The organism is Candidatus Chlorobium masyuteum (assembly GCF_011601315.1).
Classification (GTDB): Bacteria; Bacteroidota; Chlorobiia; order Chlorobiales; family Chlorobiaceae; genus Chlorobium; species Chlorobium masyuteum.
Genome location: NZ_JAAORA010000001.1, coordinates 57,073 through 72,441, shown reverse-complemented (window position 1 = coordinate 72,441; position 15,369 = coordinate 57,073). Strand labels below are relative to the sequence as shown.

14 protein-coding genes and 1 pseudogene are annotated in these 15,369 nt (G+C 48.5%); 13 read left to right on the top strand and 2 right to left on the bottom strand.

Translation table 11 applies throughout. From position 1 onward, the window contains the following. The first annotated feature begins 10 nt into the window (after window positions 1-10). From G9409_RS00345 to G9409_RS00335, 3 genes are all read left to right on the top strand, one after another. A complete protein-coding gene (locus G9409_RS00345; protein ID WP_166806914.1) occupies window positions 11-361 on the top strand; it encodes a DUF3127 domain-containing protein in 351 nt (116 codons plus the stop codon). Window positions 362-378: 17 nt separating this feature from the next. After that, a complete protein-coding gene (locus G9409_RS00340) occupies window positions 379-714 on the top strand; it encodes a hypothetical protein (RefSeq protein WP_166806913.1) in 336 nt (111 codons plus the stop codon). Window positions 715-1,157: 443 nt separating this feature from the next. Continuing rightward, a complete protein-coding gene (locus G9409_RS00335; protein WP_166806912.1) occupies window positions 1,158-1,760 on the top strand; it encodes a fibrobacter succinogenes major paralogous domain-containing protein in 603 nt (200 codons plus the stop codon). A 277-nt stretch (window positions 1,761-2,037) separates the two neighbouring features. Here G9409_RS00335 and G9409_RS00330 read toward each other — a convergent pair whose 3' ends face one another. After that, complete coding sequence (locus G9409_RS00330; protein ID WP_166806856.1) at window positions 2,038-2,223, bottom strand: hypothetical protein; 186 nt, start codon at window positions 2,221-2,223, stop codon at window positions 2,038-2,040. Between G9409_RS00330 and G9409_RS00325 the strand changes: the two are divergent. The 3 genes and pseudogenes from G9409_RS00325 to G9409_RS00315 all read left to right on the top strand — a co-directional run bounded on the left by G9409_RS00325 (window position 2,197) and on the right by G9409_RS00315 (window position 3,334). Next, window positions 2,197-2,522 (top strand): annotated as a pseudogene (locus G9409_RS00325) (type II toxin-antitoxin system RelE/ParE family toxin). The gene G9409_RS00330 and the pseudogene G9409_RS00325 overlap by 27 nt on opposite strands. Further along, window positions 2,515-2,832: a helix-turn-helix domain-containing protein gene (locus tag G9409_RS00320; protein WP_166806911.1), complete on the top strand. Its 318-nt coding sequence runs from the start codon at window positions 2,515-2,517 to the stop codon at window positions 2,830-2,832. The pseudogene G9409_RS00325 and the gene G9409_RS00320 overlap by 8 nt, the downstream one beginning before the upstream one ends. 184 nt (window positions 2,833-3,016) lie before the next feature. After that, on the top strand, window positions 3,017-3,334 hold the full coding sequence (locus G9409_RS00315; RefSeq protein ID WP_166806910.1) for a hypothetical protein: 318 nt from the start codon (window positions 3,017-3,019) through the stop codon (window positions 3,332-3,334). 37 nt (window positions 3,335-3,371) lie between these two features. Here G9409_RS00315 and G9409_RS00310 read toward each other — a convergent pair whose 3' ends face one another. After that, the gene (locus G9409_RS00310) at window positions 3,372-4,160 is read right to left on the bottom strand and encodes a metallophosphoesterase (RefSeq protein ID WP_166806909.1); all 789 of its coding nucleotides are present in this window, start codon (window positions 4,158-4,160) and stop codon (window positions 3,372-3,374) included. Window positions 4,161-4,422: 262 nt separating this feature from the next. Here G9409_RS00310 and G9409_RS00305 point away from each other — a divergent pair, with 262 nt between their 5' ends. From G9409_RS00305 to G9409_RS00275, 7 genes are all read left to right on the top strand, one after another. Beyond that, window positions 4,423-5,034: a type IV toxin-antitoxin system AbiEi family antitoxin domain-containing protein gene (locus G9409_RS00305; protein ID WP_166806908.1), complete on the top strand. Its 612-nt coding sequence runs from the start codon at window positions 4,423-4,425 to the stop codon at window positions 5,032-5,034. Beyond that, on the top strand, window positions 5,031-5,969 hold the full coding sequence (locus tag G9409_RS00300) for a nucleotidyl transferase AbiEii/AbiGii toxin family protein (protein ID WP_166806907.1): 939 nt from the start codon (window positions 5,031-5,033) through the stop codon (window positions 5,967-5,969). The genes G9409_RS00305 and G9409_RS00300 overlap by 4 nt, the downstream gene beginning before the upstream one ends. A gap of 525 nt (window positions 5,970-6,494) precedes the next feature. Then, the gene (locus tag G9409_RS00295) at window positions 6,495-7,094 is read left to right on the top strand and encodes a TetR/AcrR family transcriptional regulator (RefSeq protein WP_166806906.1); all 600 of its coding nucleotides are present in this window, start codon (window positions 6,495-6,497) and stop codon (window positions 7,092-7,094) included. Further along, window positions 7,091-8,245, top strand: a complete 1,155-nt coding sequence (locus G9409_RS00290) for an efflux RND transporter periplasmic adaptor subunit (RefSeq protein ID WP_166806905.1) — start codon at window positions 7,091-7,093, stop codon at window positions 8,243-8,245. The genes G9409_RS00295 and G9409_RS00290 overlap by 4 nt, the downstream gene beginning before the upstream one ends. A 25-nt stretch (window positions 8,246-8,270) precedes the next feature. Further along, the gene (locus tag G9409_RS00285; protein WP_166806904.1) at window positions 8,271-11,438 is read left to right on the top strand and encodes an efflux RND transporter permease subunit; all 3,168 of its coding nucleotides are present in this window, start codon (window positions 8,271-8,273) and stop codon (window positions 11,436-11,438) included. Beyond that, window positions 11,428-12,852: an efflux transporter outer membrane subunit gene (locus G9409_RS00280; protein ID WP_166806903.1), complete on the top strand. Its 1,425-nt coding sequence runs from the start codon at window positions 11,428-11,430 to the stop codon at window positions 12,850-12,852. The genes G9409_RS00285 and G9409_RS00280 overlap by 11 nt, the downstream gene beginning before the upstream one ends. Before the next feature lie 793 nt (window positions 12,853-13,645). Then, complete coding sequence (locus G9409_RS00275) at window positions 13,646-15,274, top strand: tetratricopeptide repeat protein (protein WP_166806902.1); 1,629 nt, start codon at window positions 13,646-13,648, stop codon at window positions 15,272-15,274. The last annotated feature ends 95 nt before the right edge of the window (window positions 15,275-15,369 follow it).

Here is a 15,369-nt window from a genome sequence, read left to right as displayed (position 1 = left end):
ACAGAGTATTATGGATATCAGTGGGTCAATCAAGACAGTTTTGCCAGAACAGATGGGGACTGGAAAAAACGGCACTTGGAAGAAACAGAACATCATCATTCAAACAGAGGGGCAATATCCCAAGGATGTCTGTATCACAGTCTGGGGCGAAAAGGTTGACAAAGCATTGCTTCAGACAGGTGTTGCTGTGCGCGTGCATTTTGACCTTGAGAGCCGCGAATTCAACGGAAAATGGTATACGGATGTAAAGGGTTGGAAAGTCGAACCTATTGCAGGAACATCATTGGCAGGAAATGCATCTGCAGATTCTGATTATTATTCTGAGTCTGATTTGCTTATCGATAATCTACCACCGTTCTAATTTTAATATTGATTGCAATGAATAAGAATGTTTTTGTTGTGAAAGGAGGAATTGATGATGTGGGATACTCAAACTCAAACAGCTTCCACTTAATTTGTCTGAACTTATCGTCGAATAGGGGATATTTTGATAAGTATGGCAATGGGTGGAAAATGTATTTGAGCGCTTCTTGTTTCTCCGGTGAGTCACTACGACGTTTAAGTTTAAAAGGTGGGGAAAAATACTACACATATCCAGATACATTTGAAGAATGTATAAGGCAGTTAGAGGAATTACTGGAAAAAAAGGCGGTCATATTATCTCGTGACGAAGTGCGTATTTATTCTAAGATTAATAAACTTCTCAATGAATGATTTTGATAAAAACGCGGGGCCCCTCGTCGATGAATTCCATATCTAGCAATTATATATGAAAAAGGTTTTTTTGTTCGACCTAGAGACGACCGGGACGGATCCAGTCAGTCATAGCATTATCCAATTCGCCGCACTTGTCGAGGTTGACGTTCCGGCGTGCCTCAGAACAGGGGATCCCTGAGGCTCAATACAATATGGGGGTCGCATTTAAACGGTAAAGGCGAACAAAAGAGCATTGCGGGGGCAAAGGAATCGTTCAGAAAGTCATGTAATGGTGGTCTCGAGGTGGTGTGTTCTGTATATCTAGAACTTGTTGATCTGGAATGAAAGAAGCACTCGAAAGAGAATAAGTCAGGCGGTATAACAATTCATTCAATGTCATTTCAAATAATCCGTCATGATGCATACGAAAATCTCACATTAAAAGCCGAACTCAGAATCCAATGAACCCAAATAACCTTAATAAAATACGCTATAAAACGGCAAAGATCGGCGATCAAGTTTGGATGGCAGAAGACCTTCACGTTACAACTTATCGTAATGGTGAACCGATCTTTCAGGCCTTCGACGATGGCGAATGGCTTTATCTCTGCCAGTGCGAAATAGGTGCTTATTACTGTTATGAGATCAACAATTCGACGCGGATTATGTATAATGGCTATGCTGTCAACGATGCGAGAGAACTCGCACCAGAAGGTTGGCTGATTCCGACGGTTGATGACTGGGAGACATTGATTATAAATCTTGGTGGCCAGGAAGAAGCAGGTGGCAAACTGAAAGACACGGGACTGGAAAATTGGATATCACCGAACGTAGGGGCTACCAACAGTTCAGGGTTCACGGCAGTCGGGGCTGGTTGGAAGGAAATTTTCTGCGGTGGCAACTATACAAAGGGCATTGTTACTGGATACTGGACGAAAACACCATCGCAAGTGGGTGATGTGGTGAACAACCATGTATTTTTGCTGAGGCATGACTCACCCAGTGTATCGTGCCTTGAAGGATATATGGATTGCGGCGAATCTGTGAGATGCATAAAAAAATAGCATCCACAGGTTTCAATAGTCGATATCGTAGATATCTGGGTATCCTGATCAATTGGGGGTGGAAAAAAATCATTATGCATGAATATCAGTACAGGCTGAATATGCGGCATATGAAGAGATGAAAATCAAGCAGAAGGGAAGTAATTGTTTTTTATTTTTATTCATAGATTTTGATAAAAATTTTGTTACGCATATGTTACGCGAAAATTTTTATAGGCAAGTAACTCCTTTTATATTAATAGCATATAGCCTCAGTATGATATTTACACTGTAGAGGTCAGAAGTTCGAATCTTCTATCGTCCACATATCACCCCTCAAAGCCTGCCAACCGCAGGCTTTTTTTATTCCCCCTTCAGCAGCTCCTGTTTTGAAGCTCATCTGTCCGCCTAATGAAAAAGCTTGCAGGTAGTTACCATAAACGCTAACTTGCGCTTTATGGGTTACGATATCGAATATTTTCATTCCCGGATCAAAGAGGATATTTCCCGTTGGCCGTCAACTATTCGGGCAGACTATGCTCGACTGATAGAGTTGTTGATGGAGTTCGGGCCCGACCTGAGAATGCCCCATTCAAAAGCCATGGGCAGTGGTCTTTTTGAACTCAGGGCACGGGAAATGATGGAATCGGCAGATCCTTTTACTGTTTCTTGAAGGATAAACGTATCGTGATTCTTCACGCATTTATCAAAAAGACGCAGGCTACACCAAAACGAGAACTAACTATAGCTTTGAAACGCATGAAAGATGTTGATCATGGATAAACTGACCTATAAACCGGTTTCTCACAACCACAAGGAGTTCCTTCGTGAAGCTAACAAGGATGAGGAGTTCCGGAAGGAATACGAGGCTTTGGCTCCTACCTATGCCCTTGTAAGGGAGCTGCTTCTTGCGCGCCAGCAATCGGGGTTGACTCAGGAGTCGATTGCTAAAAAAATCGGAACAACAAAAAGCGCGGTGTCCCGGCTGGAGTCAGGAGGAAAACATATTCCCTCAATAACCACGCTCAGGAAATATGCAGAAGCAGTTGGTTGCGAGCTTGAGATCAAACTCGTCCCCAAAAAAACAGGATAAGAGCACCCCTTGATTCTTGAATAATCTTATCCTGCTCCGTTTTTTTGTTCATATCATTTGTAGCTACACTATTAAACCTTCACGTTTTGCGCTACCAAAGCGCCGGTTCTGCTCCAGCGACAGCATTTTCGCAATGAATCAATTGGTTATAGTAACGAAATGTGTTGCTTTATTAGACTGATTCATGGATGTTAGCCCGGAATACTCAATCCATCTGCTTCTGGAAAAGCAGTTTTGCATAGATAATCGATTATTAGTCGATTATCTATGCAAAAAAAATGACTTCATCATGCAACTCGAAAAGAAGCTCAAGGTGTTCGGTGGTGTGCCGTTAACCCATAGCACACTGCTTTCGATTCTTGGTGAATATCGTTCTCCGAACGACAAGATTGTCCGTCTGATTGCCGATGGGTTGCTGTTGCCCATCAAGAAGGGGCTGTATGCCGTTTCACCGGAAATTACCGGAATTCCTCTGCATTGCCGTTGGTGGCTGATCTTATAAAAGGGGTCGATAACTGCTACAATCTCCAAATGCTAAATCACTGAACGTTAAGAGTTTTGAGCGGATCGAAACCGTTGCCGTATTCGTGAGGATATCCTTTGGGGTTGCAGATCACTCTGGTCTCGCCAATTGAATACTCCATTGCGGTATGGCAGTGACCACAGATCCAGTAGTCTATTTTATGGGAGAACACCTCTTTTTCAAGGTCTGACACATATGCCGCATTCAGGAGATCATTCCTGTAACAAGGGGCAATGCCTTGCAGCGACGGGTGGTGATGGGTTACCACAATCACGGTGTATCCGAGTCCTGTATAGTGATCGACATCTTCAAAAAGCCTTTTTTTTTGCTTGTGATGAAGAGCGAGAAGGTACTCCGGCCCTAACCGGTGATAATCGGCTCCGACTTTTATCAGCCGATAGTCATTCAGGCCCTGACTGACATCGAACATGGTGATGGGGTTGCCGCCAAAAAAGTCTGTCCAGAGAGTGGTACCGATGATGGCGATTTTCTCTTCCTCCAAAATGAGCGTCCCTGTCTGTACGTTGTGAAATCCATGCTCGGCGATGACGTTCTGCCAGGAGTGCTTCTCGATGTTGCCGTGATACCATTCATGATTGCCCTCAATGACGAAAACGTCTCTGAACTGCTTTGAGCACTGCGAAAGAAAACCGAACCATGTCTGTTTTCTGCTCAGCAGCCCGATATCTCCAGCAAGGATGAGCACGGATTCATTGTCTTCGGCAAGTTCCGGAACCTGCCAGTCCTCGCTGCTCTCTTCTCGACAGAATTCGTTATGGATGTCGGACATGACTCTGAAAAGCATCAGTACTTAAAGTTGAGGTTGATGATACTGTGACGGGAGACCTTGGCTCCACTTGTAACGATACGGGTTCGCAATAACAACACAATGTTGTTCAGCCAGTTCAGGCAATTTGCAGTGAATAGCTCAAAAGTCGCTGAAAGCTCGAGGAACGAGTGGTAAAAATTTTCCTCAGCCTTTTTCGATACTTCTCTGGTCTATTGTTGGTTAGGATAAATATACCTATACTTATGCATAATGTATGGTATTTCTATCCGCATGAAAAATGTCACAACAAAGTACAGTTGCAGATAAGGCCAAAGCTCTTATTCTTGCCCAGGGAGGCCTCATCCGGACCCGGGAAGCGATCAATCTTGGTATTCATCCCCGGACGCTTTACAGTCTTCGTGACAGCGGTGAGCTTGAAGAGCTTTCTCGAGGGCTTTACCAGCTCAAAGGGTGGAAGAAGCTCGAATATCCTGATCTTGTCACCGTTGCACTGAGGGTTCCGAATGGTGTACTTTGCCTGGTTTCGGCACTCTCCTTCCACGAGATGACCACCCAGGTTCCGCACAGCGTATCTCTTGCGCTTGAAAAAGGTGCCGAACAACCAAGAATCGAGTATCCTCCGGTTACGGTTTTCCGGTTTTCACCCTCTTGTTTCAAGATCGGTATTGAAACGCATCAGCTCGATGGTGTTTCGGTGAAGATCTACAGTCCGGAAAAAACGCTTGTAGACTGCTTCAAATTCCGTAACAGGATCGGGATGGATATCGTGCTCGAAGCGCTCAAACGGTATCAGCAGAGAAAGCACAAGGATCTGCATGCACTCATGCAGTATGCAGAGGTGTGCCGTGTTGCCTCGGTCATGAAACCATATCTGGAGGCAACGCTGTGAGCGCAAAAGCGATCAAAAATATCGGAGCCTCGGTCAGGAAAAGGCTGTTGAACAAGGCGCGACAGGAAAACAGGCCTTTTCAGGAGCTGTTGCAATACTATGCCATGGAGCGCTTTCTCTACCGTCTGTCGGTTTCCTCATTCGCAGATCGTTTCATTCTCAAGGGGGCATTGTTGCTCAGGGTCTGGCATGCTCCCTTGGCAAGACCGACAATGGATATCGATATGCTCGGCAAAACAGGAAACGCCCCGGAGAGTATCACGACCATTATCCATCAGGTTTTAGCCGTTGAAAAACAAGGAGACGGGATCGTTTTCGATCCGGAATCAATCACCGTTGAGCCGATAACGGAAGATGCGGACTATGAAGGATTGCGCATACGATTTCGCGGTGATCTCGATACCGCCCGACTGACTATCCAGCTTGATATTGGATTTGGAGACAAGGTCTACCCTGATCCAGTACAGGAATCGTTACCATCATTGCTGAATTTCCCTCAGGCTGAACTTTACTGTTACAGCAGGGAAAGCATGATTGCCGAAAAGTTTGAGGTGATGGCCAAGCTGGGCATCCTCAACAGCAGGATGAAAGATTTCTATGATATCTGGATGCTCTCACGCCAGTATGATTTCGAAGGTGCCAGTCTCGCAGAAGCCATCAGGCAGACGTTTGCGCAACGGGGAACAACGCTCGTCCAGATGAAAGAAATCTTTTCCGGAGATTTCATTGAGGAGAAGCAGGTGCAATGGAATACCTTCAGAAAACGTATTGGTCTTGAATACCTGCCGGCCTCGTTTGCTGATGTGGTGAAGCAGGTGCAGGTATTTCTATCTCCAGCTTTGGAAGCACTCAGGGCAAAGCGATTTTTTCAGGACAATTGGATTGCTCCGGATTCATGGCGGAGTAGTCATGAAAAACCAGAGGTGGGAGCATAATCGTTGTTTATATTTCTTGATCGATAGTGATAAAATTTTTGTTACACGTATGTTACGCGAAAATTTTAATAGGCTTGTGACTCTTTTTACATCAATGGCATATAGCCTCGTTATGAGATTTACACTGTAGAGGTCAGAAGTTCGAATCTTCTATCGTCCACATCATACCCCAAAAAGCCTGCCACCCGCAGGTTTTTTTTATTTCCCCTTCAGCACACCTTTTGTTTCCCTGTGCACACCGAGCCCCAGCTCGGTAAAGAGAAAAAACGATGTGATGGCAGTGTGTTATGTGCCTTCCGGACTGTTTTTCCTGGGCGCAAGGTCCCGGGCATTCGATACAATTGTTCGATTGACGCTGTGGCAGCAAGGGAGCGATCTCCAACAGTGAGTGACCCGCAAACGAGAGGATAGAGATCAACATCTGTATTATGGATGCAGCATGAACTGTTCATTTCTCAAGTAAATACTTGCATAAAAGAACGATCGTATTTAAATTGATGCCAACCATTACAGGGAGAAGGTATCATGGCCAGAACAAAGAGAGTCGCCACGCACGATATTTTGGATGCCATTGAGCGAGTTGTCGTCAAACTCGGGGTATCGCGATTGTCTATTGACGCAGTTGCCAGGGAGGCGGGAATAAGCAAATCCCGGGTTGTGTATGACTACAAATCCAAGACAGCCCTCCTTGAGGCCCTGCTTGATCGCCAGTTTCAACGCGATAGAGAGCGTATTGAAAAGCTTGTCAGGGAATGTGCCGAAACGCCCCATCCTGAGCTGTTCGCACGTATCAGGCTTGCGGAGCAAGCTCCGGATGACATTGAACGGGCTGTTGCAATGGCGGTATCCTCCTCAATGTCAAGTGAAGTCGCTCTGCGGGAGAAGATGCGGGAGTGGACCATTCATGATCTGAAAGCCATGACCGCCGGAGAGAAGCCCGAAGCCGCCCGCATAGTCTATTTCGCCCTTATCGGATTCAATTGCCATGAATGGTTCGGTCTGGTCAACTGGAGCAGCGCGGAGCGTTTTTCGTTCCTGGAGGGTATCCGGGCGATGTATGCAAGTCATCCAGAGAGTCAAACTCCAACAAAACACAATTCACATAAAGGAATAGCTCCATCATGAAAAGGTCATATATCATAGCCGGCTTGATCGTTGCCGCATTTGCCGCCTGGTACCTCTGGCAGAAAGGTTCGACCGGTGAGAACCCTGCATCCGGCTTTAAACCGGAGGTCAGTGTTCTCACCATGAAGAGCGAACCTGTGGTATTGACCAAAGACCTGCCGGGACGAACCTCGGCCGTGCGTGTGGCGGAGATACGCCCTCAGGTCGGCGGCATCATCACAAAGAGGCTCTTCGCGGAAGGCAGTATGGTCATGCAGGGACAGCAGCTCTATCAGATTGACCCCGCACCCTATCAGGCCCTCTATAACAGCGCCCGGGCCAACCTCGGCAAAGCCGAGGCAACCGTGAAGTCGGTCCAGGCGAAGGCTGCCCGTTATGGTGAGCTGGTGAAAATCGGCGGGGTGAGTAAACAGGAGTATGATGATGCAAGGGCAGGTCTTGCCCAGGCCAAAGCCGATGTGGCTATTGCAAAGTCTGACGTTTCGACAGCAAAAATCAATCTTGACTATACCAGGGTCATGTCACCGATTTCCGGACGCATCGGGCAATCGAAGGTGACGGAAGGAGCGCTGGTCAATGCCAATCAGGCTGAGGCTTTGGCTGTTGTACAGCAGCTTGACCAGATCTATGTAGACGTTTTCCAGTCCAGTGAAGAGCTGATGCTGCTGCGCAGGCAGCATCAGGAGATGAAGGGCGGGGTATCGGGTAGTTTAACTGCTCCCGTCCGCCTTCTGGTTAACGGAAAACCTGTTGGCCAGCCCGGTACGCTGAAATTTTCGGATGTTACGATCAATCCGAGCACCGGAACGGTTCTATTGCGGGTGCTGTTTCCCAATCTTGACCACGAGCTTCTCCCTGGCATGTTTGTCCATGCCCGTCTGGAGCAATGGAAAGATGATCAGGTTATTCTTGTATCACAGAAATCGGTGAGCCGGAATGTTGACGGTTCGGTTTCGGTCTGGGTCGTCGGAACAGACGGCACGGTGAATCAGCGTCCGATCGGCGTAACGGAAATCATCGGCGACAAGTGGCTTGTCAGCAACGGGCTCAGGGCTGGCGAGAAGGTGGTTTATGAAGGTATCATGAAAATTCAGCCGGGTATGAAGGTCAAGACAGTAGAGGCTGTCGAGCCGGCAGTTCCTGCCAGATAATTTTTTCATTCAAGCAATCAATCTCATGTCCGGATTTTTCATTGAACGACCAGTGTTTGCGTGGGTTATCTCCATCTGCATCATGCTGGCAGGGTTCATTGCCATACAGACCCTTCCTGTTGAACAGTATCCCCGTATCGCAGCGCCTACCATCAACATTAGCGCCTCCTATCCGGGAGCTTCTGCCAAAGCGGTCGAAAACAGCGTGACGCAGGTTATTGAGCAGGCGCTGACCGGCCTCGACCACCTCCGTTATTTCAGCGCAGGCAGCGACTCCAACGGTAATGTCTCCATTACCTTGACCTTCGAGCCTGAAGTCGACCCCGATATTGCCCAGGTTCAGGTACAGAACAAGTTGCAATCCGTCATGTCGAACCTGCCGCAACAGGTCCAGCAACAGGGGATCAATGTTACCAAGGGGGACACCGGCTTCCTGATGGTTGTCGGCGTCTACTCGGATGATGGTCGCGTTGATGAATTCACCATGAACGATTTTCTCAACTCCAAAATACTCGATCCGCTGAGCCGCGTTCCCGGCGTAGGAAACATCCAGGTGTTTGGTCAACCATACTCCATGCGCATCTGGCTTGAGCCCTACAAACTGACCAGTTACAATCTTACGATCGCCGAGGTTAAGGCGGCAATAAGCGCCCAGAACGCTGACGTTTCTGCCGGTCAGCTGGGAGGAACGCCTTCGGTTCCCGGCCAACAGCTGAACGCAACGATTACCGTCCAGTCCCGCCTGAAAAGCGTTGAGGATTTCGAGAAAATCATGCTCAAGGTCAATACTGATGGCTCCCAGGTTCGCCTCCGCGATGTCGCCCGCATCGAGCTGGGGGTGCAAAACTATGACATGACTTCACGATTCAACGGAAAACCCGCAGGCGGTATGGCCATCACGCTGGCGACCGGTGCCAATGCCCTGAAAACGGCCGGCCTGGTTAAAACGAGGATGGAAGAGCTCAAGCGATTGCTGCCGCCGGGCGTTAAAATCGTTTATCCGTTCGATACGACGCCCTTTGTCAAAACCTCGATCGAAGGAGTTGTTCATACCCTGTTCGAAGCCATTATTCTTGTATTTCTTGTGATGTACCTGTTTCTGCAGAACTTCCGGGCAACTCTGGTTCCGACAATTGCCGTACCTGTCGTACTTTTGGGGACTTTTGGAGTCATGTCGGCCTTCGGGTTCACCATAAACACCCTCACCATGTTCGCCATGGTGCTTGCTATCGGATTGCTGGTTGATGATGCCATTGTCGTAGTAGAAAACGTCGAGCGTATTATGGAAGAGGAGCAACTCTCACCTCTGGAGGCCACCAGAAAATCGATGCAGCAGATCTCCAGTGCACTGATCGGAATAGCCCTTGTGCTTTCGGCAGTATTTGTGCCGATGGCTTTTTTTAAAGGCTCAACCGGGACGATTTACCGCCAGTTTTCGATCACCATCGTTTCGGCCATGCTTCTTTCGGTTCTGGTTGCCCTGATTCTGACTCCGGCTCTTTGTGCCAGCCTCCTCAAGCCGCTGAAAAAGGACGAGCATCATTACGGCAGTGGTATCCTGGGACGTTTTTTTGCATGGTTTAACGGCTTGTTCAACAGCAACCGCGAACGCTATATCAGCGGAGCGAGGTTCATGACCGGCAATGTCAAACGCTCTGTGATGGCATTCATGCTGATTGTGATGCTGCTGGGCGTTGTTTTCATGCGTATTCCGACCTCGTTTTTGCCCGAAGAAGACCAGGGGTTCATGTTCGTTCAGCTATCCACGCCATCCGGAGCGACGAAGGAACGGACACTCCAAAGTGTGAAAGTCATGGAAAATTACCTGCTCAACAAGGAAAAAGATGTCGTTGAAAGCGTTTTCAGCGTGACAGGCTTCAGCTTTGCTGGTCAGGGACAAAACTCGGCCATGGGCTTCGTACAATTGAAAGATTGGAGTGAGCGCAAAAATAAGGAGCAAGCTGTCGCCTCAATAGCAGGACGCACCATGGCGGCCCTTTCAAGTGTCAAGGATGCCATGATCTTTGCCTTTTATCCTCCCGCTGTCATGGAGCTTGGCAATGCTTCCGGTTTTGATTTCCAGCTTCTTGACCGCAATGGCAAAGGCCATGAAGCGCTGATCAATGCCCGTAATCAGTTACTGGGCATGGCTGCAAAAAATCCCGCACTGAGCGGCGTGCGACCTAACGGACTTGAAGATGTACCTCAATACAGGATTGATATCGACCACGAAAAGGCCAGCGCCTTTGGCATCTCAATTGCCGATATCAATTCTACGCTGCAAACCGCATGGGGATCTTCCTATGTCAATGATTTTATTCATGAGGGCCGCATCAAAAGAGTGTTCATGCAGGGCGACGCCCCTTTTCGCATGAACCCTGCAGATGTCAACATCTGGCATGTCAGGAACACCAATGGCGATATGGTTCCCTTTTCGGCATTTGCCACTGGCAGCTGGAGCTTCGGTTCGCCCAAGCTGGAGCGTTTCAATGGCATATCGTCGGTAAATATCCAGGGAGCCTCAGCTCCCGGTGTGAGTTCAGGTGATGCCATGGCTGAATTGACGCAAATGGCATTAAAGCTTCCTGAAGGCTTTGGTATCGAATGGACAGGTCTTTCCTATGAAGAGCGGGCAGCCGGCAGCCAGACCCTGCTGCTCTATACTTTCTCACTGCTCTTTGTTTTTCTCTGTCTTGCAGCTCTTTATGAAAGCTGGACCGTGCCGCTGGCCGTCATGATGGTGGTTCCGCTTGGTGTTCTGGGAACAGTTCTTGCAACCTCCCTGGCAGGTCTTTCCAATGATGTCTACTTTAAAGTTGGCCTGCTGACTACGGTAGGGCTTACAGCTAAAAATGCCATCCTCATCGTGGAGTTCGCCAAATCTCTCAATGAAAAAGGGATGAACCTGAAGGATGCAGCCCTTGCCGCTGCCAGACAACGTTTGCGCCCGATTGTCATGACCTCCATGGCCTTTATTCTCGGTGTAACCCCTCTGGCATTCTCCTCCGGAGCAGGCTCGGCAAGTCAGCATGCCATCGGCATCGGGGTCATCGGAGGGATGCTTTCGGGAACGGTGCTGGCAATCTTCTTCGTGCCGCTTTTTTACATCCTCGTGCAATCCCGTTTTGCCCGGAAGTCTGCCGGCGAACCGGACGTAAACCAAAAAGATATGGGATCAAACCATGACCAATAAGCTGCTGCTCCCTGTTTGCCTTGCAGCCACAACGCTGACGGCCTGTTCACTGGCTCCTCGTTATGACCGCCCCATGGCGCCTGTAGCCGCGCAATGGTCGACCTCTTCGGGGAGCGGGTCTGTGCCTGCCGTGGAAGCAGGAGGAGAAGCGCATGTTGCTGATATCGGATGGCGGAGCATGTTCAAATCACCAAAGCTTTTGAGTCTTATTGAAGGAGCCCTTGCAAATAACCGCGATCTCCGGATAGCGACGCTCAAAATCGAGGCTGCCCGCAGTACCTATCGCATACAACGATCAGATCTTTTCCCTTCGGTTGACGCGACGGGTAGTGCTACTCGACAACAGTTATCGGGAAGTTCCAGTGGTTCCGGACACTCGGAAACAGTCTCTGCATATACTTCCGGTATCGGTTTCACGGCATATGAACTGGATCTGTTCGGGCGCGTCCGAAGCCTCGGTAGCCGCGCCATGAACCAGTACCTTGCGACGGAGGAAGGACGTAAGGCTGCCCAAACGAGCCTGATCGCGGAGGTGGCAAATGCTTATCTCACCTATCTTGCTGATACAGAGCTGCTGCTGCTGACTGAAAACACGCTCAGGACCCAGCAGGACTCCTTTGACCTTATCAAACGAAGTTTCGATTTGGGTGCGAAGTCCCGGCTGGAGGTGTCACAGGCTGCCACTCTGGTTGAAACATCCCGAACCAACTGCGCCATATATAAACGTCAGGTTGAGCAGGACAAGAATGCCCTTACTCTTTTGGTTGGAAAGGAGATCGATTCCGAACTGCTCAAGCCCGAAAGCCTCAGCTCTGTTCAGTTGATGGAAATGCTTCCTGCGGGAATTCCGTCCACAGTTCTGCTGGAGCGTCCGGATGTCCGTCAGGCGGAATATCTTCTCAAGGCTGAAAACGCCAATATCGGGGCAGCACGCGGAGCTTTCTTCCCGATCATCAGCCTTACCGGTTCCGCAGGTTTTGCCAGTAACAGCCTTTCCGATCTCTTTGTTACCGGATCGAGCGGAGTCTGGAGCTTCAGCCCGCAGGTGATTTTGCCGATTTTCCAGGGAGAGCGTCTTTTCTCCAACCTCAAACTGGCAAAAACCAACCGGGATATTGCCGTTGCCCAATACGAGAAAACCATTCAGATCGCCTTCAGGGAAGTAGCGGATGCTTTGGCGGCCAATGCAACCAACAACGAACAGTTGCACGCGCAGCAGGCTCTTGTCAGAGCCAGTGAAGAGGCCTTTACCATCATGAAGGCCCGTTACTCCCAGGGTATCGACAGTTACTTTGCCCTGCTTGATACCCAGCGATCGTTCTATGCGGCAGAGCAAAACGAGATTCTGGTTCGCCAGCAGAGTCTCTCCGGCCGGATTGCCCTGTACAAGGCATTGGGAGGCGGATGGAAATAGGCAATAGCCCTCGGTAACGAGAGGATTTATTTCCGGACAGTTTTGATGGTGCGCCAACACTTTTGACTACCCAGGCGAAAGGCAGTGGCATCCGCCCTTGTTGCGTCAAACCCGGTTTATCGGATTTCCTGAATTGGGCTCACGTGCCCCGGATGACTCATTGTATAATACGGTACGAGTCCGGTGTTATCCCGCCTCAGCGTTTCGACTCTCCGTCGTGCATTCTCCTTCAAGGCCCCTTTCTTTTTCAGACTTTGTCGGAAGATGACGCTTCCGACAAATTTGAAACAATTGCGAAAGTCAGACAGCGGAGCACGATTATCAGCCGACTCCGGGTGTCTCCTTAACGATATGAGGAGTTTTCTCTCCTTTTTATCGAATTCCGGCTATCTGAAATAATTTATTTACGTTTTTAAACTATAAATGCTACCTTTTTGTTGGGTTGATAAACGGCTGTAAAGTGTTATATATAAACAGCATATGGATATATATTCCTATATATAAGAAATATATAAAACGACGAAAAAAGAGTAGATGACGAGGCAGTAAAGTATTGTTTTCAGTATTGAAAAATCACGCATTGAATCCGAAAAGAGCACTATCGCGACGATGAAAAAGCGTGAGCATTCCTGCGGATTGTCTGAACCCAAACTTGTATGATGGTTTATAGTCGCAGTAATTCGTGTTCACGGTTCAAAGAAAGTATGTCCCTCTTTTTTGGTTGTATGGTGAGTTCTTTGTGAAATATGATAGGGGTTGGTTGTACAGCACGATGTGTAGAAGATCAGGTCAGATGAATTCGTACAGATTACATGTTTTCCGGCAAGGAAAGCATCTCAAGTCAGTCATGCTTACCGGCATGTTTTGTGCGATCGCCGCTCTTTCTGATGTTTTTTCATTCGGGAAGCTGTCCAGATTATGTGTTTCTCTCCTGCTTTTTATAGGCCTCACCGGAAACTCTGTCGAGGCCAAAACTGCTGCAGAGGTGTTTGCGCAAGTATCAGCGTGTGTTGTGGTAATTCACAACTATGATAACAGCAACAAATTGCAAAGCCTTGGCAGTGGTATTGTAATCTCTTCCGGTCATGTTGTTACCAATTATCATGTTGTTGAAAAAGCCGGTCGCCTGACGGTTCTCTATCAGGGAAAAGAGTACCCGGCAAAGACGGGTTACATTGATCGATTCAGGGATGTCTGTTCGCTTGATGTATCAGGTCTTGAAGCATCAAAACTCAGTCTGGGTGATACCAATCAGCTCAAGGTTGGCTCAATAGTCTATGCCATAGGCGCACCCCAGGGCTTGGAGCTGACTTTTTCTGACGGCATTATTTCCGGATTGCGCGATGTTGACAAGGGCCACTATATTCAGACTACTGCTCCGATATCACTTGGTTCCAGCGGGGGAGGCCTCTTTGATGAAGAGGGACGACTGATAGGTATTCCGACCTATTTTTTCAAGCAGGGTCAGCAGTTGAATTTCGCACTGCCGGTTGAGTGGATTACAGACCTGCCTAACCGTCATGTTGTTTCATCCCGGGTTAATGCAGTGGATTCCGACTGGCTCTATCAACTCAATGCGCTTGAAGAAAAGCAGGATTGGGGCGGAATGATTGTCTTCTGCACAAAGTGGACAGCGCAGGTACCCTCAAGCAGCGACGCATGGGGGTATTTGGGGTTTGCCCATCTCCAGAAAGGGGATTTGACCCTGGCTATAGATGCTCTGCAGAATGCGATAAGGATTCGTCCTGATTATGCGCACTACTGGGCTGATCTCGGGATTGCCTATGGGCGGGAAGGTGAGACCGTCAGGAAGATTAATGCCTATCGTCAGGCAGTACGAATAAACAACAACTTTGCTCTCGGCTGGATCAATCTTGGTATTGCCTATGTCCAGAGCGGGGATTTTGACAAGGCTGTCGATGCTTACCGGCAGGCGGTGCGTATTAACCCAGATGATGCATCTGTCTGGTTCAATACGGGGCTTGTCTGTCGTGATGCAGGTCAGGCAGCAAAGGCTGTTGATGCTTTTCAGCATGCTGTACGCATAACTCCTGAAAATGCGCAATACTGGCTGAAATTAGGCGAAGCCTTCGGACTTGCAGATCAACGGGCCAAACAGATTGAGGCATACAATGAGGCTTTGCGCGTTAAGCCGGAATATGATGATGCACTGGTCAGCCTTGGTATTGCCTATGGCATTGCAGGCAGAGAGGCTGAAGAGCGGGAGGCCTTTCTGAAAGCTCTGCGCATCAATCCGGACAACAACAGTGCGTTATTCAACCTCGGAAAGGATTACCTGGAGCACAACAACAGGGAAGAGGCCCGGGAGGTCTATTCCCGCCTCAAGCGCCTCAATCCCGAGCTTGCCCAACTGTTTTTTACTGACTTCAACAAGCTTATGTTTCTGAAAACAGCCCTGTAAAGCCCGCTGTTTTTTTTAGGCTGTTGCTGCCCGGATCATGGATGTGCAAGTAATAAAAATGTGAATTTGTTGCTTTTCTTTGTTACTTTTATTTA

Bases quoted from the DNA above. Each gene is read 5' to 3' on its own strand.
- G9409_RS00345 (WP_166806914.1), top strand. From the start codon at position 11: ATGGATATCAGTGGGTCAATCAAGACAGTTTTGCCAGAACAGATGGGG.
- G9409_RS00340 (WP_166806913.1), top strand. From the start codon at position 379: ATGAATAAGAATGTTTTTGTTGTGAAAGGAGGAATTGATGATGTGGGA.
- G9409_RS00335 (WP_166806912.1), top strand. From the start codon at position 1,158: ATGAACCCAAATAACCTTAATAAAATACGCTATAAAACGGCAAAGATC.
- G9409_RS00330 (WP_166806856.1), bottom strand. From the start codon at position 2,223: ATGAAAATATTCGATATCGTAACCCATAAAGCGCAAGTTAGCGTTTAT.
- G9409_RS00320 (WP_166806911.1), top strand. From the start codon at position 2,515: ATGGATAAACTGACCTATAAACCGGTTTCTCACAACCACAAGGAGTTC.
- G9409_RS00315 (WP_166806910.1), top strand. From the start codon at position 3,017: ATGGATGTTAGCCCGGAATACTCAATCCATCTGCTTCTGGAAAAGCAG.
- G9409_RS00310 (WP_166806909.1), bottom strand. From the start codon at position 4,160: ATGCTTTTCAGAGTCATGTCCGACATCCATAACGAATTCTGTCGAGAA.
- G9409_RS00305 (WP_166806908.1), top strand. From the start codon at position 4,423: ATGTCACAACAAAGTACAGTTGCAGATAAGGCCAAAGCTCTTATTCTT.
- G9409_RS00295 (WP_166806906.1), top strand. From the start codon at position 6,495: ATGGCCAGAACAAAGAGAGTCGCCACGCACGATATTTTGGATGCCATT.
- G9409_RS00290 (WP_166806905.1), top strand. From the start codon at position 7,091: ATGAAAAGGTCATATATCATAGCCGGCTTGATCGTTGCCGCATTTGCC.
- G9409_RS00285 (WP_166806904.1), top strand. From the start codon at position 8,271: ATGTCCGGATTTTTCATTGAACGACCAGTGTTTGCGTGGGTTATCTCC.
- G9409_RS00280 (WP_166806903.1), top strand. From the start codon at position 11,428: ATGACCAATAAGCTGCTGCTCCCTGTTTGCCTTGCAGCCACAACGCTG.
- G9409_RS00275 (WP_166806902.1), top strand. From the start codon at position 13,646: ATGAATTCGTACAGATTACATGTTTTCCGGCAAGGAAAGCATCTCAAG.